The following is a 26,293-nucleotide window of genomic DNA, read 5'->3' on the forward strand; positions in this document are numbered from 1 at the left end:
TTCCTTAGATGCGGTGCTGGTCGCTGTACGGCAGCATGGCGAGGAAACGCGCACGCTTGATGGCCGTGTTCAGCTGACGCTGGAAGAAGGCACGGGTGCCTGTCAGTCGCGCGGGGATGATCTTGCCGTTCTCGGCAATGAAATCGCGCAGCGTGTCGATGTCCTTGTAGTCGATGTGCTCGACGCCGGTCACCGTGAAGCGGCAAAAGCGCTTGCGCTTGAACAGAAGCGATTGCGTGTTGCGCTTGGGACGCTTGTCCTTGTTATTGAAACGCCTGGGTCCAGCCATGGTGGGCTCCTGTCAATCTGTTGAATCTGGTTGAAACTCTTGCACGTGCAGAACGACGCTCTTGCCGACGCGCTGGTTGGCGATGAATCCGTCGAACCGCCAGCTACTGCCGACGGTGGTTTGACGCATTCTCTCGGCCACCGCGCCGAAAGCGACTGCCTTGATCGTGGCCTTGACCTGCCGGACTTGCCCTGCCTCTTCGATCTCTGACTCGTGTTCGAGCACCAGATCTTGGACGGGGATGCCGGACGGTGTGTAGCGCAGGGCCTTGACCTCTGCGATACGGGCCGTCAAGTGCAGCTGGTTCAGTCCCGCTGCGATGCGAACTCGGCCTGCTGCGTCTTGCGCGCTTCTTCGCGCTCGACGGTCTTCATCATCGACGACGGGCCGGTTTCGGCCTTCTTCAACTGCACCGTCAGGTGGCGCAGCACGGCGTCGTTGAACTTGAACGCGTGCTCGAGTTCGGCCATCACGGCCTGATCGGCCTCGATGTTCACGCACAGGTAGTGCGCCTTGGCCAGCTTGTTGATCATGTAGGTCAGCTGACGACGGCCCCAGTCTTCCACGCGATGGATCTTGCCACCGCCGTTGGTGATCATGGACTTGTAGCGCTCCAGCATGGCGGGCACTTGTTCGCTCTGATCCGGGTGGATCATGAGAATGATCTCGTAATGACGCATGGACTCTCCTTGAGGTTAAAGCCACCCGCTGCGTCCAGGATCTGCGGATGATCCAAGGCGGTGTGGCAAGGCAAAGCCGGCGATTATAGCCCGCTACCCGCCAGCCTTGCCAAGTGGGCCCTGCCGCGCGGCCAGACTCACGGCCACGATCATGACGGCGCTGGCCGCGACGCCGAAGACGCCGGCCGACACGGGCTGGATGCCGAACCACAGTCCGTGGCCACTCAAGCCCAGCGCCGCGCGCACGGTGGCGGTGTGCAGCAGCATGTAGGCCAGCGTGGTGCCGGCACCGGCCAGCATGCCCGCAACGACCCCGGCACGCGACGCGCGCGGCCAGAAGATGCCGGCCACCAGCGCAGGAAAGAACGTTGAGGCCGCGAGCGAGAACGAAGCGGACACCAACACCAGGATGTCAGCCGAGCGCAATGCCGCCACATAGGCCGCCGCCAGTGCCACCATCAGCAGCGCGAACTTGGAGAACACCACGCCGTAGATGGCACTCACACGCTGCTTGCGGCTCTTCAGGTAAATGTCGTGGGCAATGGCGTTGCCCATGGTCAGCAGTAGGCCGTCGGCGGTGGACAACGCGGCCGCCAGCCCGCCGGCCGCCACCAGGCCGGACACGACGTACGGCAGACCACCCAGCTCCGGCGTGACCAGCATGATGATGTCCGCACCGATCCGGATCTCGGCAAACTGGAGCAGCCGGTCGCCATTCACGTCGGCCACCGAGATCAGGGCAGGGTCCACCTGCGCCCATTGCGCGATCCAGGCTGGCAGCGTGTCGAAGCTCTTGCCGACCAATTCGCTCAGCACCTCGTACTTGACCAGCACTGCCAGCGCAGGCGCGGCAACGTAGAGCAAGGCGATGAACAGCAGTGACCAGGCCACCGAGCTGCGCGCCGTCGCGGCCGAGGTGGTGGTGAAAAAGCGCGTCAGCAGATGCGGCAGGCCGGCCGTGCCCAGCATCAGGCAGAACATCAAGGCCATGAAGTTCAGCCGCGACCCTTCGAAGGCTGCGCGCTCAGCTGGCGTGCCGGCGGGATCGCCGGCGAACGGCAGGCTCATCGGTGCCACGCCGGCAAGCGGGCGGGCACGCTCCAGGTTGTCGGCCCGCGCACGGGTCCAGCGCTCGCGCGCGGCCTGCACGCTGACTGGCAGGGCCGCCAGCGCGCGGCTGGCGGCCTGCTGCACGGCGTGCGGCGCCTCCTGCCGGCGCAACTGCAGGACGCGTTCGCGCGCGGCCTGGCGCTCGCGCAACAGCGCGGCCGGCACGTCCTGCAGCATGACGGCGTAGGTTGCCGCCCGGCGCGCGTACTCGGCCAACACCGCCTGCTCGGCCGGCGAGTCGTGCAGCGCGCGCTCCATCGCGGCGATCTTCCCCATTTGCGGCCCGTAGACCAGCGGCGCCAATGGGTTGCCCAGCTGCTTGTAGGCCAGCCAGGAGACCGGGATCATGAAGGCCAGGATCAAGATGACGTACTGCGCGACCTGGGTCCAGGTCACGGCCCGCATGCCACCCAGAAAAGAACAGACCAGCACGCCACCGAGGCCGAGCAGGATGCCGATCTCGAACTGCACGCCAGTCAGCCGCGAGGTGATCAACCCCACGCCGTAGATCTGCGCGACCACGTAGGTGAAGGAGCACAGCACCGCGGCCAGCGCCGCCAGCAACTGCGGCCAGCGGCCACCGAAGCGCACGGCGAAGTAGTCCGGTACGGTGTAGATCTCGGCGCGGCGCAGCGCCGGGGCGATCAGCAGCGCGACCAGGCAGAAGCCGCCCGTCCAGCCCAGGATGTAGGCCAGCCCGCCGGCCTGCGTTTCCGAGCCGGAAAAGCCCTGCAGGTACAGACCGCCCGACAGGCTGATGAACGAGGCCGCGCTCATCCAGTCTGCGGCTGTGGCCATGCCGTTGTAGACCGGCGGCACGCGGCGGCCGGCGACGTAGTACTCGTTGGCGTCCGACGTGCGGCAGAAGATCCCGATGCCGGCGTACAGCGCCAGGCTGGAGAACAGGAAGATGCCGCCGATCCACGCGCGTGGCAGGCCGGCGCGCTCGGCCAGCGCCATGCCGGCCAGGAACAGCAACAGGCACAGCACGTACAACCCGAAGATGCGGTGCAGCCGCCCGTCGGTGGCAAAAGGGAGGCGGTCGGGCCTAGCACGCGCGTACACGACCACGATGGCGATGAACCCGAGCACCGCGCCCTGCGCGCAGAGCCAGTAGTTCAGCGGCCAGCCGGCCACCGTCAGGTTCAGGTCGCGGGCGAACCAGGCCGGCCCGAAAGCCAACAGCGCCCACAACGACAACAGCACGCCTCGCAACAACCGCATCTCCTCCCGGCTGCAGCACGCAGCCCGCTCAACAAAAAAGCGCCCCGCAGGGCGCCCTGGCGGTGCGGGCCGGGCGGCCCGCTCCGTCCTCGCGCTACGCCGCTTTCAGGCTGGGGTAGCGTACATGCTCGACCAGCTCCTGGATCTGCCGGTTTGGCGCCGGCGTGACCAGGCTGACCAGCAGGATCACCGCGAAGCCGACCGGCACGCCGAACAGGCCCGCCGAGATGGGCTGGATGCCCCACCAGAGCTCGACCGGCGAGGTCACGCCGAACATGCCGCGCAGCCAGGGTTGGGTGGTCACCATGTAGTAGACGGTGACCCCCAGGCCCGCGACCATGCCGAGCGACGCGGCAATGCCGGTGGTGCGTTTCCAGAAGATGCCCAGCACCAGGGCCGGGAAGAACGCCGCCGCCGCGAACGAGAACGCAGCGGAGACCAGGAACAGGATGTCCGCCGGTTTCTGCGCGGCCACATAGGCGGCTGCGAGAGCCACGACCAGCAGCAGTGCCTTGGAGATGGTGACGCGGCGCTTGGTGGACGCGTTCGGGTCGATCATCTTGTAGTACAGGTCGTGGCTCAGCGCGTTGGCAATCGTCAGCAGCAGGCCGTCGGCAGTGGACAGCGCCGCCGCCAGGCCACCGGCCGCCACCAGACCGGAGACGACGTAGGGCAGCCCGCCGATCTCCGGCGTGGCCAGCACCACGATGTCGCCGCCGATGCTCATCTCGCCCAGCTGCAGGATGCCGTCCTTGTTGATGTCGGTCACCGACAGCAGGGTGGGATCGACCTGGCTCCAGGACGCGACCCAGGCCGGCAACTGCGCAAACGGCGTGCCCACCACCGCCGTGAACACCTCGTACTTGACCAGCACCGCCAGCGCTGGCGCGGTGAAGTACAGCAGGAAGATGAAGAACAGCGACCAGGCGACCGACTGGCGCGCCTCCTTCACGCTGGGCACGGTGTAGTAGCGCATCAGGATGTGCGGCAGCGCAGCCGTGCCCACCATCAGGCAGAACACCAGCGCCAGGAAGTTGCGGCGTGAGGTGTCGTAGGCCGTCTTGGCCGCCGCGTCGCCGTTCGGGTCGCCCGCGAACTGCGCCGCGTGCGGCGGCATGCCGGCCAGCGGCCGCGATCGGGTGTCGGCGCCGGTCTTGGCCGCCGTCCACGCGCGCACGGCGGCGGCTTCGTCTGTCGGCACAGCGGCCAGCGCCGTCTCGGCGGCCGTCAGCTCGGCGGCGGGGGAGTTGGCGGCCTTGAGGTCGGCCACCCGCTTTTCTGCCGCAGCACGGTCTGCTGCCAGCGACGGGCCGGGGTTCTTGATCTTCTCGGCCAGGGCGTCGGAGCGCTGCTTGTAGATGGCGCGCACTTCCAGCTCCTTGGGGTCGCTGGTCAGGCGCTTCTCCTGCTCGGTCACCTTCTGCAGCTGGTAGCCGTAGGAGATCTGCGGCACCGGCATGCCGGTCTGCTTCACGCCGAGCCAGACCACCGGGATCATGTAGGCAATGATCAAGATGATGTACTGCGCCACCTGCGTCCAGGTCACGGCGCGCATGCCTCCCAGGAAGCTGCACACCAGGATGCCGCCCAGGCCCAGGAAGATGCCCAGCTCGAACGCTACACCCGTCAGGCGCGAGGTGATCAGCCCCACGCCGTAGATCTGCGCCACCACATAGGTGAAGGAGCACAGGATGGCCGCCAGGATGCCGATGAACCGCGGCAGGTTGCCACCGTAGCGCTCGCCCAGAAAGTCGGGGATCGTGAACTGGCCGAACTTGCGCAGGTAGGGCGCCAGGAACAGCGCCACCAGGCAGTAGCCGCCGGTCCAGCCCATGATGAAGGCCAGCCCGCCGTAGCCCGTCAGGTAGAGCGTGCCGGCCATGCCGATGAACGAGGCCGCGCTCATCCAGTCGGCGCCCGTCGCCATGCCGTTGTAGATGGCCGGCACGCGGCGGCCGGCCACGTAGTACTCGGCCGCATCGGTGGTGCGGCTCATGATGCCGATGCCGGCATACAGGCCGATGGTGGCCAGCAGAAAGGTGAAGCCGATCCACCGGCGCGGCAGGCCCATCTGCTCCAGGATGGCCAGCGCCACCACGAACACCAGGAAGCCACCCACGTACCAGCCGTAAATCTTATTGAGCTGGTCCTTGAACGCGCGGTTGGAGGCAGCCGTATTGGTGCCGCCGTCAGATCCGAACATGCCAGCCATGTCAGTCCTCGCTTTCTGCGACGCCGTACTCTTCATCGAGTCGGCCCATGTAGCGCGCGTAGTACCAGATGATCACGCAGTACACGACGAGCGCGCCCTGCGACGCCATCCAGAAGCTGAACGGCCAGCCGAAGAAGGTGAAGTTGAGATCGCGGGCGAAGAAGCCCACGACGAAGGTCACGAGGAACCAGATCACCAGCAGGATCGCCGTGATCCTGAGGTTCTTTTGCCAGTACTGGCGGTGTCGGTCGGTCAGTTGCACGATGCCTCCACGAACAACAAGGCCCTTACGGGCATATCGCGGCCACCACCTGTCCCCGGGTGGTCTGCCTCCGGGCCGCGTCCTTCAACTGCCGTCCGCCGGTCGCTCGACTCACTGCTCCGTGCGCAGACCCGTCTCGCGTTCCAGCTGGGCGGCCACTTTGGGCTCGAACCGATGAAGGTGGCGAATGATCTTCGCCGCCTCATCCGGTCGCTCCCGCTCGACATGAACCCGGGCCAGCTGGTACCAGCCGTACGGGCTCATGGGCTGCAGTTCGGTGTTCTTGCGCAAGGCCTGGGCCGCCTCGTCCAGGCGGCCCAGGCGGATCAGCACCAGGCCGAGTCCGTACCAGGCGCGGTCGAGCGTGGGCTGCAGCGCGACCGCGCGGCGCAACGTGACCTCGGCTTCGTCGAGCAGGCCCGCCTCTTCCAGCATGAAGCCCAGGTTGAACAAGGCCGCTGCGTCGTCGGGGTGCGCCTGCAGCAAGGCGCGGTGGGCCGCGATGGCCGCGTCTGGTTCGCCCAGTTCGGCCAGCACATGGGCGCGGCTGGCCAGTGCGTGGCGGTCGCGCGGGGCCAGGGCCAGCAAGCGTTCAAACCGGGCCAGCGCCGCGCGCCGCTTGCCAAGCACCAGCAACGCGCGCGACTGCAGGCGCAGGCAGGCCGCGTTCAGGCGCTCGGCCCAGGGCGTGCGAAGGGTAGGCGCGCTGGTGGAAGAAAAAGGATGGGTCATGCAAAGCCCTTTGCGCCAGGCACTGCGGCACAGACCTCATGAAGCGAGCGGGCGATGGTCATTGGCACAGCGCGATCCCGATGCGCAGGCAGGTCTGGATCTTGGTGACCGTGGCGACCAGCCAGACGAAGCTCAACAGCAGAAAGGCCACAAGCGGCACATGGCGGTCCAACACCACGCGGGGCGACACCCAGCGCGCCAGACGCACGAACGGCCTGCCAACCGTGGCCAGCACTTGGTAGAACAGGTTGTCTTGCTTGCGGTTGCCGGCCAGCAGACCGACGACCCACTGGCCGAGCAGCGCCAGCAGGGCGATTTCAGCGATCAGCTTGACGGACGAGACCAGCAGCAGCATCCGGGGGCTCCGAAGTTGCCGCCATTCTTCGCGCCGCGCTTACCAACGGCTTACAAATTCACACCATTGACGCGAGGCCCGGGGAAGTCCCAAGAGGGTTGACACCGAGCAAGCTGAGCGCGCCGCCTTCGGCACGGCTCTGCGCCAGCGGCAGTCATTGAAAGCGCTGGTGCACAGGCCGTGTCAGCCAAAGATCAACTTGAGGACTAGATGCGCAAACCACAGGGCGGCTGCGATCAGACCCAGCACGAACACCCAGAGGAAGAAGTTGGGCGCCACCCACCCCACACACATCGGTAGCAACAACAACAGCCGAATGGGTGGTGGGAGCATGGGCGCAGATTGTGGCGCCGTGGGAGCGCCCCGCTCTTGCCCTGCTGCTCTCAAACCGAGTCAATCGTGAATCAACGCACGGCCGTACGCAATGCGATGCGCACTCACCATCTCGACGCGCGGTGGCAGGGATCAGCCCGCCAACCGCTGCCAGGTCGCCACCACGCTGTCGGGATTCAGCGAGATCGATTCGATGCCCTGGTCGGCCAGCCACTGCGCGAAGTCAGGGTGGTCACTGGGCCCCTGGCCGCAGATGCCGACGTACTTGCCCTGCGCCTTGCACGCCTTGATGGCACGGCTCAGCATGGCCTGCACGGCCGGATCGCGCTCGTCGAAATCGGCGGCCAGCAGTTCCAGGCCGGAATCGCGGTCCAGGCCCAGCGTCAGCTGCGTGAGGTCGTTGGAGCCAATGGAGAAACCATCGAAGAACTGCAGGAACTCGTCGGCCAGGATGGCGTTGCTGGGCACCTCGCACATCATGATGATCTTGAGGTCGTCCTGCCCGCGCTTGAGGCCGTGGTGCGCCAGCAGGTCGGTCACTTTCTCGGCCTGCTTCAAGGTGCGCACGAAGGGCACCATGACCTGCACGTTGTTGAGCCCCATGTCGATGCGCACGCGCTTGATGGCCTGGCATTCCATGGCGAAAGCCTCGCCGAACTCGGCGCTGATGTAGCGTGCCGCACCACGGAAGCCCAGCATGGGGTTCTCTTCCTCGGGCTCGTAGCGGCTGCCGCCGATCAGCTTGCGGTACTCGTTGGACTTGAAATCGGACAGGCGCACGATCACCGGCTTGGGCCAGAAGGCGGCAGCGATGGTGGCCACACCCTCGGCCACCTTGTCGACGTAGAAAGCACGCGGCGAGGCATGGCCACGGGCCACGGACTCGACGGCCTTCTTCAGGTCGGCGTCGACGTTCGGGTAGTCGAGGATGGCCTTCGGGTGCACGCCGATGTTGTTGTTGATGATGAACTCCAACCGCGCCAGGCCCACACCATCGTTGGGCAACTGGCAGAAGTCAAAGGCCAGCTGCGGGTTGCCCACGTTCATCATGATCTTGGTGGCGATCTTGGGCATGACGCCGCGCTCGACTTCGGTGATCTCGGCCTCCAGCAAGCCGTCGTAGACGCGGCCCGTGTCGCCCTCGGCGCAGCTGACGGTGACCAGCGTGCCGGTCTTGAGCTTCTCGGTCGCGTCGCCGCAACCCACCACCGCCGGGATGCCCAGCTCGCGCGCAATGATGGCGGCGTGGCAGGTGCGTCCGCCCCGGTTGGTCACGATGGCGCTGGCGCGCTTCATGACAGGTTCCCAGTTGGGGTCGGTCATGTCGGTGACCAGCACATCACCGGGCTGCACCTCGTCCATCTGGCTGATGTTGTGCACCATGCGGACGGGGCCGGTGCCGATCTTCTGGCCGATGGCGCGGCCTTCGGCCAGCACATTGCTCTTGCCCTTGAGCTTGTAGCGCAACTCGGCCTTGCCTTGCTGCTGGCTCTTCACCGTCTCGGGGCGGGCCTGCAGGATGTAGAGATGGCCATCACCGCCGTCCTTGCCCCACTCGATGTCCATCGGGCGCCCGTAATGCTCCTCGATCACCAGCGCGTAGCGCGCCAGTTGCTCGACATCGGCATCGCTCAGCGAATAGCGGTTGCGCTGCTCGGTCGGCACGTCGGTGGTCTTGACCAGCTTGCCACTGGCGGCCTTCTCGGCCGCGGTGGAGAACTCCATCTGGATCAGCTTGCTGCCTAGGTTGCGGCGGATCACGGCCTTCTTGCCAGCTTTCAGCATGGGCTTGTGCACGTAAAACTCATCGGGGTTGACGGCGCCCTGCACCACCGTCTCACCCAGCCCGTAGCTGGACGTGACGAACACCACCTGGTCGAAGCCAGACTCGGTGTCGATCGTGAACATCACGCCGGCGGCGCCCAGGTCCGAGCGCACCATGCGCTGCACGCCGGCCGACAGCGCGACCACGTCATGCGCGAAATTCTTGTGCACGCGGTAGCTGATGGCCCGGTCGTTGTAGAGCGAGGCGAACACTTCCTTCATCTTGTGCAGCACGTCCTCGATGCCGACGACGTTCAGGAAGGTCTCTTGCTGGCCGGCAAACGAAGCGTCCGGCAGGTCTTCGGCCGTGGCCGACGAGCGCACCGCGAAGCTCGCTTGGTCCTGCCCGCCGGACAGCGTGGCGAATGCGTCGCGCACTGCCTGTTCGAGGTCAGCGGGAAACGGCTGGGCTTCGATCCAGCCGCGGATCTCGGCGCCCGCGACGGCAAGCGCGCGCACGTCTTCGGTGTCCAGCGTGGTCAGCCGGGCGCTGATCTTTTCGGTGAGGCCCTCATGCGCCAGGAACTGGCGGAAGGCGTGGGCCGTGGTCGCAAAGCCCGTAGGCACGCGCACGCCCGTAGGCAGCTGCGAGATCATCTCGCCGAGGCTGGCGTTTTTACCGCCGACGGCCTCGACGTCGCTCATTCTCAGGTTCTCAAACGGAACGACCAGGGCGGTCGGGCTAAAAAGTGCAGACATGGGAAAGCTCCAAAGGTTGAAACCGGGTCTGCGCGCCCTGCCCGGAGAACCACTCCCGGGCGGCGGCCCATGTGTGCGGCGCAACTTGGGTGTTGTTGCTTTGTGTGCGCCGGCGACATGGCTGAAATCCTGTACATCGGGCCGGATTGTAGGGGCCGTGTCGCGAAGACGGTGTAGTCCGGAAAGCCGGCACGATTCCTGCAAAATGGAGCGAAGACCTTGGAGACCCTGCATGACGACCCGCACCGTGTACTTCATTTCCGACGGAACGGGCATCACCGCCGAGACGTTCGGCAACGCCATCCTCGCGCAGTTCGACATGAAGTCGCGCCACGTGCGCCTGCCCTTCATCGACAGCATCGACAAGGCGCACCAGGCAGTGCGCCAGATCAACCACGCAGCTGAAGTCGAAGGCCGCAAGCCGCTGGTGTTCACCACCATCGTCAACATGGAGGTGCTGCACTTTTTCGAGGCCAACTGCCAGGGCATGCTGCTGGACATGTTCGGCACCTTCGTGCGGCCGCTGGAAGTCGAACTCGGCATCAAGTCGCACCACCGCGTGGGGCGCTTTTCCGACATCAGCAAAAGCCAGGCTTACCACGACCGCATCGCCGCCATCAATTTCTCGCTGGAGCACGATGACGGCCAGTCCGACCGCGACCTGCAGCAGTCCGACGTGATCCTGGTCGGCGTCAGCCGCAGCGGCAAGACGCCCACCTCGCTTTACCTGGCCATGCAGTACGGGCTGAAAGCGTCCAACTATCCGCTGATCCCGGAAGACTTCGAGCGCCAGCAACTGCCGCCGGCGCTGATGCCGCACCGCCCCAAGATCTTCGGCCTGACGATCCAGCCGGAACGCCTCAGCGAAATCCGCAACGAGCGCCGGCCGAACTCGCGCTATGCGTCCATCGAAAACTGCCGCATGGAAGTGTCAGAGGCCGAATCCATGATGCGGCGCAGCGGCATCCGCTGGCTGAGCACCACGACCAAGTCGATCGAGGAGATCGCGACGACGATCCTGCAGGAGATCCGGCCGGAGCGGCTGAGCTACTGAGCCTTGCCGGCCACCTGCTCGCCGGCCACCCGGCGCGCCAATTGCTCCAGAGCGGCGCGCTCGTCGTCCAGCACCATGCTCTCGCGCGCCACGCGCCAGCCGCGCCAGGCCAGGCGGCGTGACTCGGTTGCCAGTGCGCCGCCGGTCGACGAGGCAATGGCGTCCAGCAGCTTGATGACGCGCGTCTGCACATCGTTGTTGGCGCCGGCATCGCGCTGCAGCGGCGCAAATGCATCGCGCACCAGGTCGGCTTCATCGAGCACGGGCACGAAAACCAGGGGACAGCCGGGCGCGTTCTTGCCGTCGTCCTGCTGCGCCTCCAGCCACGTGTCCACGAGCGCGCGCGTGATGGCACCGCCCACCATGATGGCCGAGCCGGGGTCGTTGACAGCTGGGGACAGTGCGCGCTGGCCGATCTCGCTGAGCACCAACAGTCCGAACCGTGGGTCCTGGTCGAAGCTGCGGTCGGCGCCGACTTCGATGGCCGCGCCGAGGGCCTTCATGCCCTCCTCGTCCACCGCAGTGGCGCTGGACGTGGCGTGGACCAGCACCGCCAGCGGCTGCCCGCGCACGACGAATGCGCCGGGTCGTGCGCGCAGGTACACGCGCACATCCAACGCCTTCGCCTGCTCTTGCAGGGCCTCCATGTCCAGGTGATGCACGTAACCGGTGGACTGCGCAGTCACCGGCGTGCCGGGCGGCGCATCGTCCCCGTGCAAGGGCTGCCCGCCCATGGTAGGGGCCTTCCAATAGGCGCGCAGGGCCGCACGCGCTGCCGCTTCGACGCGCTCGACGGTGTGGCCCATGCGACCCAGAAGAGACAGCGTGCGGATCCAGCGGATCAGCATGACGATCACCTGCAGCATCACGGCGATCGTGAACAGCAGCAGCACGAACCGCCCGGCCGCCCCGTAGTAGCCAACGCCCAGCGCGAGCAGCGCGATCACCGCGTAGATGAATGCCGCGATGAAGGTGGCGATCGCCGTCTGCGCGTTGTCGTCGGCCGTGATGACCCGCAACGCGCGCGGCGTGGCACTGCCCGCCGCAGAGGAAAAAGCCTGGACGAGGATGGACAGCGAGAACGTGCTGACCGTGAGCATGCTCGACGCGAGGATCGTCAAGAGACCCTGCAGCGTCTCCTGCTCGACATCGGGCAGCGCGTCGTCGGACACGAACTGGTTGGCCAGCGCGGCCCCCAACGCCACCAGCGTGGCGACCACGCCCCACCAGGCCGGCTTGAACCAGAGCTGTTGGCGCAGTTCGGTCCAGAGTCGCTGCGGTCGTGCAAGCATGGTGATGGCGGCAGTGCGCAGGGGTGGCGGGGGGGCGCGATTGTAGGAGCCCCCGCGTGGCGGCACCGACCCTGCGCCATGGCACGCCGCGACCGTTGCAAGGGCATTGGCGCGGGCCGGCGCCTGCCTTCGTCGTTCATCGACCGAACTTCGGCCTCACCTGCGGGGCGCGCCTGTGCAGGCGACCGGGCGAGGCTCAGGCCGCGACCGGCGCCGGGCTGCGGATCAGGTGGTCGAACGCGCTCAGTGCCGCCTTCGCACCCTCACCCGCCGCGATCACGATCTGCTTGTACGGCGTGGTCGTCGCATCGCCAGCCGCAAACACGCCGGGCAGCGAAGTCTGGCCGCGCGCGTCCACGATGATCTCGCCGTACTTGGACAGCTCGACCGTGCCCTTGAGCCATTCGGTGTTGGGCACCAGGCCGATCTGCACGAACACGCCTTCCAGTGCCACCAGCTGCTCAGCACCTGTCGCGCGGTCCTTGAAGCGCAGGCCGTTGACCTTGCCTTCGGCCCCGGTGATTTCCGTGGTCTGGGCGTTGGTGTGCACCGTCACGTTGGGCAGGCTCAGCAGCTTGCGCACCAGCACCGCATCGGCCTTGAGCTGGTCGGCGAACTCGACCAGCGTCACATGGGCCACCAGGCCGGCCAGGTCGATTGCGGCCTCGACACCCGAGTTGCCGCCACCGATCACCGACACGCGCTTGCCCTTGAACAGCGGGCCATCGCAGTGCGGGCAGTAGGCCACGCCCTTGTTGCGGTACTCGGCCTCACCGGGCACGTTCACGTTGCGCCAGCGCGCGCCGGTGGACAGGATCACCGTCTTGGACTTCAGCACGCCGCCGTTGGCCAGATGGACCTCGACCAGGCCACCGGGCTCCACGGCCGGCACCAGCTTGTCGGCACGCTGCAGGTTCATGATGTCCACGTCGTAGGCGCGCACGTGGGCTTCCAGGTTGGCCGCGAACTTGGGTCCGTCGGTTTCCACGATGGAGATGTAGTTCTCGATGCCCAGCGTGTCGTTCACCTGGCCACCGAAGCGCTCGGCCGCCACCCCGGTGCGGATGCCCTTGCGCGCGGCATACACCGCAGCAGCAGCGCCGGCTGGGCCACCGCCGACGATCAGCACGTCGTAGGCCGCCTTGGCCGACAGCTTGGCCGCGTCACGCGCGGCAGCGCCCGTGTCCAGCTTGCCCACGATCTCCTCCAGCGTCGTGTGGCCGGAGTGGAACATCTGCCCGTTCAGAAACACCATCGGCACAGCCATGATTTCGCGCGCAGTCACCTCCTGCTGGAAGGCGCCGCCTTCGATGACGGTGGTCTTGACGCGCGGGTTCAGCACCGCCATCAGTGCCAGGGCCTGCACCACGTCCGGGCAGTTGTGGCAGGTCAAGCTCATGTAGACCTCGAACTGGTAGTCGCCGTCCAGCGCCTTCACCTGGTCGATCACGTCCTGCTCGACCTTCGGCGGATGGCCGCCCGTCCACAGCAGCGCCAGCACCAGCGAGGTGAACTCGTGGCCCAGCGGCAGACCGGCAAAGCGCAAATGGGTATGGGTGCCGGCACGCTGCACGCTGAACGAAGGCTTGCGGGCATCGGTGCCGTCGGTGCGCAGTGTGATCTTGTCGCTGCGCAGGCTTTGGATGGTCTCCAGCAGGCTGCGCATGTCGCGCGCGGTCTCGCTGTCGTCCAGGGAAGCCACCAGCTCGAACGGCTGCGTGACGCGCTCCAGGTAGGCGCCGAGCTGGGTCTTGAGTTGTTCGTCGAGCATGGTGAACTCCTTTGAATGTCGAATACTGCGGGCTGGCTCACCCCAAGGTGAGCCGCCCTGCGGGCCCAACCGGGCCGAAAAAGGGCGAAAAAAAGCCGGACGGCACGGCGGATGACCGCCATGACGCTGTCCGGCTGGTGAGCGCTTGCGCGCTCGGCCGTCGTCGAACGCGGCTTAGATCTTGCCGACCAGGTCCAGCGAAGGCGTCAGCGTCTTGGCGCCTTCCTTCCACTTGGCGGGGCACACCTGGCCGGGGTGGGCGGCGGTGAACTGGGCAGCCTTCAGCTTGCGCAGGGTTTCCGACACGTCACGGGCGATTTCGTTGGAATGCACTTCCATGGTCTTGATCACGCCATCGGGGTTGATCACGAAGGTGCCGCGCAGTGCCAGGCCTTCTTCGGCGATGTGCACGCCAAAGGCGTTGGTCAGCTGGTGCGTCGGGTCGCCCACGAGAGGAAACTTGGCCTTGCCGACAGCATCAGAGGTCTCGTGCCAGACCTTGTGCGAGAAGTGCGTGTCGGTGGTCACGATGTAGACCTCGGCACCAACCTTCTGGAATTCGGCGTAGTTGTCGGCCGCGTCTTCGATCTCCGTCGGGCAGTTGAACGTGAAGGCAGCCGGCATGAAGATCAGGACGGACCACTTGCCCTTCAGGTTCTCTTCGCTCACTTCGATGAACTCGCCTTTGCCGGCGCGGTTCACGAAAGCGGTGGTCTTGAAGGGCTGGACTTGCGTGTTGATCAGTGACATGTGGATCCTATGAGGCGGTTGAGAAATTCGAGAAGCCCGAACTTTAACGCTGGCATGTGGCGCCACGCCAATCGTTTGACGATATGGGATGCATTGAAAATGCCAATGCACCGGCACCCGCGCTCGCGCGCCCACCCATAAGGAAACTCCATGCAAGGCGACCCTCAAGTCATCACCCACCTGCAAGCCCAGCTGAAGAACGAGCTCACGGCCGTCAACCAGTATTTTCTGCACTACCGCATGCTCAAGCACTGGGGCTTGGACAAGCTTGCCAAGAAGGAATATGAGGAATCCATCGGCGAGATGAAGCATGCCGACAAGCTGATGGACCGCATCTTCATGCTGGACGGCCTGCCCAACCTGCAGGACCTGGGCAAGCTGATGGTCGGCGAAGACGTGCCCGAGATCCTGAACTGCGACCTGAAGTCGGAAACCGGCGCCCAGGCCACGATCAAGGACGGCATTGCCCACTGCGAAGCCGTGCGCGATTACGTCTCGCGCGATCTGCTGCAGGGCATCCTGGACGACACGGAAGAGCACATCGACTTTCTGGAAACACAGATCGATCTGCTTCAAAAGGTGGGCATCCAGAATTATCTGCAGAGCCAGATGGGCGAGATCAGCTAGTCGTTCAGACGGCCACATTGCGGCCGGGTGACCGGCGGGCACCGGCTAAATGCACAACGGCGGGTTCTCCTGCCGTTTTTTTCGCCTGCAATTCAATGCATTCGCGGCAAATTCGCGTCGGCAACGGTGGGCCTTGGCACCACTATTTCACGAACTGTCCACAATCCAAACAGATCGTCCACAACAAAGAACTAGTACACATTCAGAAACAGTGCGTAACAAAACAATTCGGAGACCGCGGCACCCACGCCGCTTCACGGGCCTCCGATGTCGCACTCTCCCCGCCCCGTTCGCACCTTCCGCCTGGGACTCCACACACTCGCAGTCGCCGCTGCGCTGTTGGCGGCCACGTCTGCCGCAGGCCAAACCGTACCGGCGAGCCGGTCCTTCGCCGAAGACCTGCGTCAGCAGGAACGCGAGCGGGCCCTGCGTGCACAGCAGGAGCGCGCGGTCGATGCCACGCTACCCGGCTCCGACGCGCCGACCATCGGGCGCCTGCCCGAGACCGAATCGCCCTGCTTTCGCATCGACGCACTGGCGCTGACCGGCCCACATGCCGACGCGTTCCAGTGGCTCCTGTCTGCCGCAGCGGGCGACCAGTCCGATGACAGCCCCATCGGGCGCTGCCTGGGCACGCAGGGCGTCAACACCGTCCTGGCCCGCCTGCAGCAGGCATTGATCGCGAGCGGCTGGATCACCACCCGCGTCCTCGCCGCGCCGCAGGATCTGGCCGGCGGCACGCTCACGCTGACGCTGGTGCCCGGGCGCATCGCCGCCATCCGCTTCGCCAGCGACACGGCCGACCGCACCAGCCTGCGCAGTGCCATTCCGGCCGCTGTCGGCGACCTGCTGAACCTGCGCGACGTCGAGCAAGGGCTGGAGAACCTCAAGCGCCTGCCCACGGCCGAGGCCGACATCCAGATCGAGCCATCGCAAGCACCGGATGCTCAGCCGGGTGACAGTGACCTCGTCGTGCGCTACACGCGCCGCTTTCCGCTGCGCACCACGCTGAGCCTGGACGACAGCGGCACCCGGGCCACCGGCCGCATCCAGGCCGGCACCACCTTCGCCTGGGACGGCCCGCTCGGCCTGAACGACCTGGCCTATATCAGCTTCAACCACGACGCCTTTAACCCCGGCGCACGGGGCACGAGCGGGCAGACGCTGCACTACGCCGTGCCCTACGGCTATTGGCTGCTGTCTGCCACCGCCAGCCGCGGCCGCTACCACCAGCGCGTGACCGGGCTCGACCAGGACTACGTGTACGCCGGCGATTCCAGCAACGCCGAGGTGAAGGTGTCCCGGCTGGTCTGGCGCGACCAGCGCCGCAAGACCACCGTGGCCGTGCGCGGCTGGCGGCGCGCGTCGGCCAACTTCATCGACGACACCGAGATCGAGGTGCAGCGCCGCGTGGTCGCGGGCTGGGAACTCGGGCTGAACCACCGCGAATTCATCCCGCTGTTCGGGCACACGGCCACGCTGGACGCAAACGTGCACTACCGCCACGGCACCGGCGCTTTCCGCGCCATCGCAGCGCCGGAAGAAGCGTTCGGCGAAGGCACTTCACGCATGCGCATGTTGACGGCCGACACCAGCCTGGAGATCCCATTCAGTATCGGCGGCCACAAGCTGCGCTACGCCGCCCTGTGGCGCGCGCAGTGGAACCGCACGCCGCTCACGCCGCAGGACCGCTTTGCCATCGGCGGGCGCTACACGGTGCGCGGCTTCGACGGCGAAAGCAGCCTGGCCGGCGAACGCGGCTGGCTGTGGCGCAACGACATCGGCCTGGCCCTGGGCGCAAGCGGCGCAGAGCTGTACGCCGGCATCGACCACGGCCAGGTGCGCGGCACCTCCACCACCGCCCTGCCCGGCCGCAGCCTGACCGGCGGCGTGATCGGCGTGCGCGGCAGCTGGAAGGGCCTGAGCGTCGACGTGTTCGCCGGCGCGCCGATCCGCAAACCTGCGCGCCTCGGCACCTCGGGCGTAACGCTCGGCTTCCACCTGAACTACAGCTTCTGACCCTCGCGGAAATCACACCATGAACAAGAATCTCCACCGCATCGTCTTCAACGCCGCGCGCGGCACGCGCATGGCCGTGCAGGAAACCGCACGCAGCGCCGGCAAGGCCGCTGGCGGCGCCACCTCGGCCCTGGGCACCGCCACGCTCGCGGCGCTGCTGTTCGCCACGCCGCTGCATGCCCAGATCAAGGCCGACCCCGGCGCCCCCGGCCACCAGCGCGCCACCGTGATCGCAGGCCCCAACGGCATGCCGGTGGTCAACATCCAGACACCCAGCGCCGCCGGCGTCTCGCGCAACGTCTACAAGCAGTTCGACGTCCAGGCCCACGGCGCCATCCTCAACAACAGCCGCAGCGGCGCGCAGACCCAGCTCGCCGGCCCGGTGCAGGGCAATCCGTGGCTGGCCAAGGGGCCGGCGCGCATCATCCTGAACGAAGTCAACAGTGCCGACCCGAGCCAGTTGCGCGGCTATGTCGAAGTGGCCGGCCAGCGTGCCGAAGTGGTCATCGCCAACCCGGCCGGCATCCAGGTCGACGGCGCCGGCTTCATCAACGCCAGCCGCGCGACGCTCACCACCGGCACGGCGCAGTTCGGTGCCGACGGCGGGCTCGCCGGCTTTCTGGTGCGCGGCGGCACCATCCGCGTCGAAGGTGCGGGGCTTGACGTCAGCCAGACCGACTACGCCGCCATCCTGAGCCGCGCGCTGCAGGTCAACGCCGGCATCTGGGCGACAGAGCTGAAGGTGGTTACCGGCGCTGGCGAAGTCTCGGCCGATGCAGGCCAGGCCAGCCCCAGCCCAGGCGCGGGCAGCGCGCCCGCTTTCGCACTGGACGTGGCGGCACTCGGCGGCATGTACGCCGGCAAGATCACGCTGATCGGCACGGAGTCCGGCGTGGGCGTGCGCAACGCCGGGCGCATCGGCGCCGGCGCGGGCGGCCTCGTTGTCACGGCCAGCGGGCGGCTGGAGAACACCGGCACCATCGAAGCGCAACAGATCGCCCTGACCAGCGCGGGCGACATCGACAACCGCGGCGGCACGCTGCGCCAGAGCGGCACCCAGGGCCTGGTGCTCAGCGCCCACACCGTGCGCAACACGGCTGGGGGCGTGATTGGCGCGGAAGCGACTGCACCCGCCTCCGGCGCCGAAGCCGGCATGCCGGCCACCACGCCAGCCCCACAGGCCAGTGCCTCCGGCACCATCACGGCCGCCGGCACCCTGCACAACGAAGGCGGCCACATCCAGACCGGTGGCGCCATCACGCTGCAGACCACGCGGTTGGACAACCAGAGCGGCGCCGAGCTGCACCTGGACACGCTGGCATTCACCGGCGAGCGCTTCAGCAACGCCGGCGGCACGCTCAATGTGCGCAACGCCTTCAGCGCCGAGGTGGGTCGCTTCGACAACAGCGCCGGCACGCTGCGAGCGGGTACGGTGGCCGTCACCGCCACGGGCGACCTGCTCAATGTCGGCGGCTTGCTCGCCAGCCGGGGCGATGTCAGGCTCGCAGCCGCGGGCGAGCTGGACAACACGCGCGGCGCCATGGCCGTGGGTGGTGATATGGCGGTGCAGGCTACAACTCTCGCCAACAACGGCGGCAGCGTGGACGTGGCAGGCGGTGCAGCGCTCAACAGCGTGCGCTTTACCAACGCAGGTGGCACGCTGACCGTGGGCCGCGACCTCAGCGCCTCTGCGCACCACTTCGACAACAGCGCTGGCCACATTAGCGCCCAAGGCGCGCGCATCGCCACCACCGAAGACCTGCGCAATGTGGGCGGCACGCTCGTCAGCAGCGGCGGAGTGCAGCTGGACGTCGCCGGCCAGTGGGACAACACGCGCGGCCATGTGGCGTCGGGCCAGCACCTCGTCGCGGATGCGGCCGGCATCGTCAACGACGGCGGCACGTTGCAGGCAACCGGAGACTTGGCACTGACGGCTGAGCGCTTCGGCAACGCAGCCGGGGTGGCGCAAGCGGGCGGCGCGTTCATCGCGGACACCGAGCAGTTCGACAACCGTCATGGCACGGTGCAGGCTGCCAACGTACGCGTCACAGCCAGCGCAGAGCTGCGCAATGCCCAGGGCGCCATCACCAGCGCAGGCGATGCCCGGCTGGTGGCAGCCGGGGAGCTGGACAACACGCAAGGCCGTATCGCCGTAGGCCAGGACCTCGGCATCGAGGCGGCGGGGCTGGTGGGTGGCGGCACCGTGGATGTGGCAGGCGCGATGACCTTCAAGGGCGAGCGCTTCGTGCATGCCGACGGCACGCTGCACGTGGGCCAGGCCTTCGAGGTCGACGTGACCACCTTTGACAACAGCGGCGCCAGCGTACAGGCCGGCAGCCTGCGCATCGGCGCGCGGGACGGTCTGACCAACGCGGGCGGCACGCTGGGGAGCATGGGCGACGCCCACTTCGTCACAGGCGGCGTGGTGGACAACACGCGCGGGGTTGTTGCGGTCGGCGCAGACCTGCGGGTGCGCGCCACTGACTTGGGCAACGACAACGGCCAGATCGATGTGGCCGGCACGCTGGCCTTCACCGGCGAGCGCCTGCGCAGTGCCGCAGGCCAGATTCATGTGAACCAAGCGTTCAGCGCGCAGGTCGACCGCTTCGACAACAGCGCCGGCGTGCTGCGTACCGGCAGCGTGTCCATCGTCGCGACGGGTGGATTGCGCAACGCGGGCGGCACGATGGTCAGCACCGGCGCCATGCAAGCCGATGCCGCCGCAATCGACAACCGGGCCGGCACGGTGCATGCAGACAGCCTGCACATCCGCGCGCAGGGTGCCATCACGAACGCCGAAGGCAAGCTCCTGAGTGCGGGCGACGCCAGCGTGGTGGCCGGTGGCCCACTGGACAGCACGCGCGGCCACATCGCCACGGGCGGCCACCTGGCGGTGCGGACCAGCAGTCTGGTCAACCAGGACGGCGTGCTCGACATCGCAGGCAATCTGGCTTTCATGGGCCAGCAGTTCAGCAATGCGGCAGGACAGGTGCAGATCGGCCAGGCCTTCAGCGCCCAGGTGCGCAGCCTCGACAACAGCGCCGGCTCGCTGGCAGCGGGCAGCATGGCCATCGCCGCCACGGGCGAGGTGCGTAACGCGGGCGGTTCGCTTGCCAGCACCACCACCTTCAGCGCCGACGCCGCCAGCCTGGACAACAGCGCCGGCACGCTGCACGCGGCGCACGTTCGCGTTGCTACGGCAGGCGACGTCCGCAATGCCGATGGCACGCTGGCCGCCACGGGTGCAGCAAGCGTGGTGGCCGGCGGCACGCTGGACAACACGCGCGGCGCCGTCGCAGCAGGCCAGGACCTCGGCATCCAGGCCACGCGCCTGGCCAACACCGGCACCGTGCGCGCCGGCCACGACATGGCGCTGCGCCTGGCTGACGCCCTGCAGAACGACGGGGCGATCACTGCCGCGCGCAACGCCCAAGTCACGGCCGCCAGCGTGCGCGGTGGCAGCGCTGGCGTGCTGGGGGCCGGGATCCGCGCAGACGGCCGCCTGGGCACCAGCGGCGACCTGAACGTCCGCGCCACGCAGGCCCTGCAGGCCCAAGGCACCCTGCTGGCCGCCGGCAGCGCCACGCTGACCGGCGCCAGCGTCGACCTCACAGGCAGCACCACCAGCGCCACGCAACTGGCCATCACCGCCACGCAGGGCGACGTGCGCACGCGCCAGGCCCAGGTGGTCGCCAGCGGCACGCTGGCCATCACCGCTAGCGCGCACACGCTGGACAACGAGGGTGGCGCACTGAGCGCCGGCCAGCTCGCCATCGATGTGGGCCACCTGGCCAACAGCCACGGTGGCGACATCGTGCAGACCGGCACCGGCGCCACCCGCATCGCCGTGGCCGGCGTGCTGGCCAACAGCGCAGGCCGCATCGCCAGCAACGGGGTCGACTTGCAGTTGCAGGCCGCCACGCTCGCCAACACGGCCGGCCACATCCAGCATGCCGGCACGGGCACGCTGACGATCACGGCCACGGTGTTCGACGGCGCCAGCGGCAGCCTGGCCAGCAACGGGGCGCTGGCGCTGCAAGCCGCCAGCACGGTGCACGATGGCGGCGCGATGGCCGCGCGGCAGATCGCCATCGACACCGGCACGCTGCGCAACCAGGGCGGGCAAATCCTGCACACCGGCGCAGGCGCGGCACGCATCAGCGCCAGCGGCGCCCTCAATAACCGGGGCGGCCTGATCGCCACAGCCAGCGGCAGCCAGGCCGAGCTCGCGGTCACCGCAGCCGACATCGACAACCAAGGCGGCCGCATCGTGGCCGACGCCCGCTTGCAGCTGCAGTCTGGCGGCGCCCTGCAGAACACCGACGGCAGCCTGCGCGCCACGAGCGGCCTGGCCATCGCAGCCATCGGCCAGGTCACCAACTCACGCGGCGCCATCGAAGCCGCAGGCCAGGCCGCCGCGCTGTCGCTGGCTGCGGCACAACTGGACAACACCGACGGCCGCATCGCCAATGCCGGCACGGCCCCAACGCTGCTCGCCGCCGACCACATCGTCAACGGCCGCAGCGCGGGCGCCGCGGCCGACACCGGCCTCATCACCACCAACGCCGCACTCATGCTGCAGGCCACCACGCTGCACAACCAGGCGGGCGGCCTGGTCACGGCCGGCGCTGCGCTGGACATGGCGGTCACCGGCACGCTGACCAACCGCGGCACCATCGCCAGCGGCGGCGCGCTGGTGTTCGACCAAGCCACGGCCCGCCTGGACAACGCCGGTGGCCAGATCAGCGCAGCAGGCCACGCCCGGATCGCCGTGCGCGACATCGCCAACGACGGCGGCAGCATCACCACCATCGCAGGCTCGGGCGCCGACCTGGCCCTCCACGCGCAGACCCTGTCCAACCAGGGCGGCACGCTGGCCAGCGACCGCGACTTGCGCTTGACGCTGCCTGGCGACTTGCGCAACGCCGACGCCCTACGCGCCGGGCGCGATCTGCACCTGACGCTGGGCGGCGCGCTGGACAACACCGGCATGCTGCAGGCCGGCGCCACGCTGCGCGCGCACGCAAGCGCTATCGACAACGCGGCGACCGGCCGCATCCAGGCGCAAGACGTGGACGTGCAAGCCGCCGGCACCGTGCACAACGCTGGCGAGATCACCGGCGCGGCCCGCGCGCACATCGATGCGGCCAGCATCGTCAACACCGGCGCGATCTCAGGGGGCCAAGTCGCGCTGGCGGCGCAGGACATCGCCAACACGGGCGCCCAGGCCCTGATCGGCGCCACGGGAGATGTCGCGCTGTGGGTTGCGGGCGGCCTGCACAACATCGACGGCGCCACCCTCTACGCCGGCCGCGATGTCTTCGTCGGCGCCAGTGATGCTCGCAACGCACTGGGTCAGGTCGCCCATGCGGCAGGGGCGCTGGTCAACCGCGCCGCCACCATCGAGGCAGGCCGCCACATCGACATCGCCGCAGGCACGGTGCTCAACGAACGCCCGGGCGTGGCCATCGAGCAGGAGACATCGCTTGACGAGCGGCACACCCTGCACATGCCCAGCTGGTGGCACAACCGCGAAGGCAACCGCCACTACTACGCACCGCTGGCCACCAACTACTCGCCCTACGAGGTGTACTACGTCAACCCGGCCGACATCCTGGAGAGCAGCTCCATGGTGACGCCAGATGGCTACACCATCGGCCGCGTCGTCTTGCGTACGCATGCCAACGACACGGTGTTCTTCAGTGCCCGGGCGGGCTACAACGGCGCCTATGGCCACCGCGAGCGCATCACCAGCACCGAGGGCACCCGCGTGCTGTACCACTTCGGCGGGCAAGCGGTCGCGCCCAACCCCGACCAGGTGCCCGGCATCACCAGCGGCGTCTGGCAGGGCGAGGAGGCGGTCACCCACTGGGACGCCCCGCCGCCCGCATTCGATGCCGCCTACGGCAACTGCAACACGAACTGCGTGCGTCTGGTGACGCAGCCCGGCTACACGGACCCCAACAGCACCATCATCCGTGACACGCAGGATGTGCGTGGCCCGCACACCTCGCTCTACGAGCTGAGCCGCGACGCGCACGTGCGCGCCGTCGACGACCGGTTGGTGACCGGCGCCGGCCAGGTCGGCCGCATCGTGGCAGGCGGGGACATCCGCGTGGGCTTCACGCAGTCGCTGACCAACCAGTACGGCGAGATCCTGGCCGGTGGCCAACTGCGGCTCGACGGCGCGGCCGGCGCCAGCCTGGACAACGTGGCCACCACGCTGTACCGGCGCTACAGCTTCGACGGCGTGCGCCACTACGCGGACGGCGTGGCGCTGACCTACCAGCAGCCGGGCATCTCGCAGGTGATCGGCAGCGTGGCCGGTGTGCTGTCTGGCGCGCAGGGCGTGCACATCACGGGCGGGGCGATTCGCAACCTGGACACCAGCGCCGGCACAGCTGCCAACATCGTCCAGCAGGTGCGCCTGTCTTCGGGCAGCGTGGCTGGCGCCAGCGGCCCAGCCCCCGCCACGGGCGCCCAGGCCACGGGCCATGCCGGTGCGGTGGATGGCAGCGCCGCCCTGGCCGGTGCCAGCGGCGCACCGGGCGCAGGCCTGATCGCCCCTGATGCTGCGGGCGTTCGCCTCCAGCGCGCAGACCGCATCACCCCGCTGGCCGGCCCCACCACCGGCCTGGACAGCGTGACCGCTCGCACGCCCTCCCTGCCGCCGGGCGGCCTGTTCATCACGCACACCGAGGCCACCAGCCAGCACCTCTACCAGACGCGCGCCGGCTTCAGCAGCCCGCAAGGCCAGACGTCCAGTGACGCGCTGTTCAGCGCCATGGGCCTGGACCCGACCCGGATGCAGAAGCGCCTGGGCGACGGCTTCTACGAGCAGCGCCTGGTGCGTGAACAGGTGGCCGAACTGACCGGCCGACGTCATCTGGCCGGCCAGAGCGACGACGACGCGCAGTACGCCGCGTTGCTCAGCGCCGGTGCCACCTTTGCACAGCACTACAACCTACGCCCCGGCGTGGCCCTGTCGGCCGCGCAGATGGCCGCGCTGACCAGCGACATCGTCTGGATGGAGACGCAGAGCGTGACGCTGGCCGACGGCAGCGTGCAACAGGTGCTGGCGCCCAAGGTCTATCTGGCGCAGCTGGGCCAGGGGGCCGTGCACCCGGGTGGCGCGCTGATCACCGGGGCGGACATCCGCATCGAGGGTGATTCCATCGTCAACCGTGGCGGCACGATCGGCGGCACCAACACCGGCCGCGCCGTGCTGGTGGCCCGCCAGGACATCGTGAACCAGGGCGGCACCATCCAGGCCGACACCATCGGCCTCATCGCCGGGCGCGACGTGCGCAACGAGAGCCTGGCGGTGACGCAGGCGTGGAGTCAGCAAGCGGGCAAGGTCGATGCCACGGGCCGCCACACCAGCCTGTCCAACACCGCGAACATCCAGGCCGGCCGGACGCTGCAGATCCAGGCCGGCCAGGATGTGATGGACCTGGCCGGGCGCATCCACGCCGGCGGCGACGCCCGTGTGCAGGCCGGGCGCGATGTGGTGCTGGGTACGCTGGAGACCGGCAGCCATTACCAGTCCCGCATCGGTACCGCCAGCACGCTGCGGGCGAACACACAGGCCCAGGTGGGCCAGCTATCTGCCGGCGGCGATCTGGCGCTGCACACAGGGCGGGACCTGCGACTGACGGGCGCGCAGGTTGTAGCCGGCGGCGATGCCAACCTGGCCGCAGGCCGCCACATCGAGCTGCAGGCGGCCAGCAGCAGCACGCAGCGCGACCAGCGCAACGACCCCACCGGGACGCGGTTCCGCCAGAGCGCAAGCGCCACGACGGTGCAGGGGGCCAGCGTGCAAGCGAGCGGCAACCTCACAGCCCAGGCCGGCACCGCAGAGACCGGCAACCTGACCCTGACAGGCAGCGGCCTCCAGGCCGGCGGTATGGCCTACCTGGGCGCCAGCGGTGACATCGCGCTGAAGGCTGCCCGCGAAACCAGCGAGATGAAGCTCTTCACGCACGGGACGAGCAAAGGCCTGCTGAGCAGCAAGACCACCACCGAGCATCTGGTGCGCAGCAGCGACACATCTGTGACGAGCAGCGTGGCAGGCGGCATGGTGGCCATGGCGGCGCAGGGCCACATCACAGGCGAGGGGGTGCGGATCCGCGGGAACGATGGCGTGATGCTTCAGGCCGGCCAATCGCTGGATCTGCGCGAAGCGCGCGATCAGCACCAGGAAAGCCACCAGCTGTCGGTCAAGAAGTCCGGCTTTGCAGGCAGCTTCATGGGCATGCCCATCCCCACCAGTGCGGCCGCCCGCGACACGGCGACCTCCGCCAGCAATACGGCAGTGGTCAGCACCGTCACCAGCGAGAACGGTGGCGTGCTGCTGCAGGCCGGCCAGGTCGTGAACCTGCAGGGCGTGCAGATCAGCGCGCAGCGCGACCTCAACATCCAGGGCGCGGCCGTGGCCATCGCCGGGGCGACCGACCAGTTCAGCGCCAGCAGCGAGCAGTACCGCAAGGGCACGCACATCGGCCTCACGGGATTGCACAAGCCGGGCGACGGCATCCATGCGCGCAAGACCGACACCACGGCGCAGCAGGACACGGCACTGGTGCGCAGCACGCTGCAGGCGGCCAACGTGCACATCCAGGCCAGCGCCGTCCAGGGCGCAGATGGCCCTGTCGGCGGTGTGCTGGCTCTGTCTGGGACCCGCATCGAGACCCCGGGCACGCTGACGCTTGCGGCCGACACGCTGGCGCTGCTCACGCAGACCACGCAGTCCGACCGCAGCCAGACCCGCCACGGCAGTGACCTGGCCTGGCAAAAGGCCAAGGGCGAGGGCAACAGCGATCAGACGACCCACTACAACCAGTTCCATATGGGCACGCTGGCCACACCGGTGGCCCAGGTGCAGGCCGGGCTGGGCGCGCGCGACAGCGTCCAGGCCCTGGCGCAGCAGCCGGGCATGGGCTGGGTGCAGCAGATCACCCAGGATCCGCAGCTCAGCGGCAAGATCGACTGGGCGCAGGTGGATGAGGCTCATACAAGCTGAACTACAGCCAGCAAGGGCTGACGCCTGCCGGTGCGGCG

At 68.0% G+C, this 26,293-nt stretch carries 17 protein-coding genes; 4 read left to right on the top strand and 13 right to left on the bottom strand.

The window, feature by feature from the left end; translation table 11 throughout:
• Positions 1 to 4 precede the first annotated feature (4 nt).
• The 10 genes from rpsR to ppsA form a co-directional block, all read right to left on the bottom strand.
• Complete coding sequence (rpsR, locus tag AC099J_RS24180; RefSeq protein WP_056186748.1) at positions 5 to 289, bottom strand: 30S ribosomal protein S18; 285 nt, start codon at positions 287 to 289, stop codon at positions 5 to 7.
• Positions 290 to 301: 12 nt separating this feature from the next.
• Entirely contained in the window at positions 302 to 583 is a 282-nt protein-coding gene (gene priB / locus AC099J_RS24185; RefSeq protein ID WP_479617849.1) for a primosomal replication protein N, read from the bottom strand.
• An 11-nt stretch (positions 584 to 594) separates the two neighbouring features.
• A complete protein-coding gene (gene rpsF, locus AC099J_RS24190) occupies positions 595 to 969 on the bottom strand; it encodes a 30S ribosomal protein S6 (protein ID WP_479617850.1) in 375 nt (124 codons plus the stop codon).
• Between the two features lie 93 nt (positions 970 to 1,062).
• Positions 1,063 to 3,303, bottom strand: coding sequence for a VC_2705 family sodium/solute symporter (locus tag AC099J_RS24195; RefSeq protein WP_479617851.1), 2,241 nt, complete (start codon positions 3,301 to 3,303; stop codon positions 1,063 to 1,065).
• A gap of 94 nt (positions 3,304 to 3,397) precedes the next feature.
• Positions 3,398 to 5,515: a sodium:solute symporter family protein gene (locus AC099J_RS24200; RefSeq protein WP_479617852.1), complete on the bottom strand. Its 2,118-nt coding sequence runs from the start codon at positions 5,513 to 5,515 to the stop codon at positions 3,398 to 3,400.
• A gap of 1 nt (position 5,516) precedes the next feature.
• Positions 5,517 to 5,777 carry a DUF4212 domain-containing protein gene (locus tag AC099J_RS24205; RefSeq protein WP_479617853.1) on the bottom strand — a complete coding sequence of 87 codons (261 nt, stop codon included), beginning with the start codon at positions 5,775 to 5,777 and terminating at the stop codon, positions 5,517 to 5,519.
• A 111-nt stretch (positions 5,778 to 5,888) separates the two neighbouring features.
• Entirely contained in the window at positions 5,889 to 6,509 is a 621-nt protein-coding gene (locus tag AC099J_RS24210) for a tetratricopeptide repeat protein (RefSeq protein ID WP_479617854.1), read from the bottom strand.
• 58 nt (positions 6,510 to 6,567) lie between these two features.
• A complete protein-coding gene (locus AC099J_RS24215; RefSeq protein ID WP_479617855.1) occupies positions 6,568 to 6,864 on the bottom strand; it encodes a hypothetical protein in 297 nt (98 codons plus the stop codon).
• A 183-nt stretch (positions 6,865 to 7,047) separates the two neighbouring features.
• Positions 7,048 to 7,197, bottom strand: a complete 150-nt coding sequence (locus tag AC099J_RS24220) for a hypothetical protein (protein ID WP_479617856.1) — start codon at positions 7,195 to 7,197, stop codon at positions 7,048 to 7,050.
• Between the two features lie 132 nt (positions 7,198 to 7,329).
• On the bottom strand, positions 7,330 to 9,720 hold the full coding sequence (gene ppsA, locus AC099J_RS24225; RefSeq protein ID WP_479617857.1) for a phosphoenolpyruvate synthase: 2,391 nt from the start codon (positions 9,718 to 9,720) through the stop codon (positions 7,330 to 7,332).
• Positions 9,721 to 9,952: 232 nt separating this feature from the next.
• Here ppsA and ppsR point away from each other — a divergent pair, with 232 nt between their 5' ends.
• A complete protein-coding gene (ppsR, locus tag AC099J_RS24230) occupies positions 9,953 to 10,774 on the top strand; it encodes a posphoenolpyruvate synthetase regulatory kinase/phosphorylase PpsR (RefSeq protein WP_479617858.1) in 822 nt (273 codons plus the stop codon).
• Here ppsR and AC099J_RS24235 read toward each other — a convergent pair.
• From AC099J_RS24235 to ahpC, 3 genes are all read right to left on the bottom strand, one after another.
• Complete coding sequence (locus AC099J_RS24235; RefSeq protein ID WP_479617859.1) at positions 10,768 to 12,066, bottom strand: DUF2254 domain-containing protein; 1,299 nt, start codon at positions 12,064 to 12,066, stop codon at positions 10,768 to 10,770. The genes ppsR and AC099J_RS24235 overlap by 7 nt on opposite strands.
• A gap of 196 nt (positions 12,067 to 12,262) precedes the next feature.
• Positions 12,263 to 13,837, bottom strand: a complete 1,575-nt coding sequence (ahpF, locus tag AC099J_RS24240; RefSeq protein ID WP_479617860.1) for an alkyl hydroperoxide reductase subunit F — start codon at positions 13,835 to 13,837, stop codon at positions 12,263 to 12,265.
• Between the two features lie 174 nt (positions 13,838 to 14,011).
• Positions 14,012 to 14,587 (bottom strand): alkyl hydroperoxide reductase subunit C, encoded by a 576-nt coding sequence (gene ahpC / locus AC099J_RS24245; RefSeq protein WP_479617861.1) that lies wholly within the window; start codon positions 14,585 to 14,587, stop codon positions 14,012 to 14,014.
• 150 nt (positions 14,588 to 14,737) lie between these two features.
• Here ahpC and bfr point away from each other — a divergent pair, with 150 nt between their 5' ends.
• The 3 genes from bfr to AC099J_RS24260 all read left to right on the top strand — a co-directional run bounded on the left by bfr (position 14,738) and on the right by AC099J_RS24260 (position 26,255).
• Positions 14,738 to 15,214, top strand: a complete 477-nt coding sequence (gene bfr / locus AC099J_RS24250; protein ID WP_479617862.1) for a bacterioferritin — start codon at positions 14,738 to 14,740, stop codon at positions 15,212 to 15,214.
• Positions 15,215 to 15,481: 267 nt separating this feature from the next.
• Complete coding sequence (locus tag AC099J_RS24255) at positions 15,482 to 17,233, top strand: ShlB/FhaC/HecB family hemolysin secretion/activation protein (RefSeq protein WP_479617863.1); 1,752 nt, start codon at positions 15,482 to 15,484, stop codon at positions 17,231 to 17,233.
• Between the two features lie 19 nt (positions 17,234 to 17,252).
• Positions 17,253 to 26,255, top strand: coding sequence for a two-partner secretion domain-containing protein (locus tag AC099J_RS24260; RefSeq protein WP_479617864.1), 9,003 nt, complete (start codon positions 17,253 to 17,255; stop codon positions 26,253 to 26,255).
• Positions 26,256 to 26,293 lie beyond the last annotated feature (38 nt).

It is taken from the genome of Rhodoferax sp. RT4P68 (genome assembly GCF_056521305.1).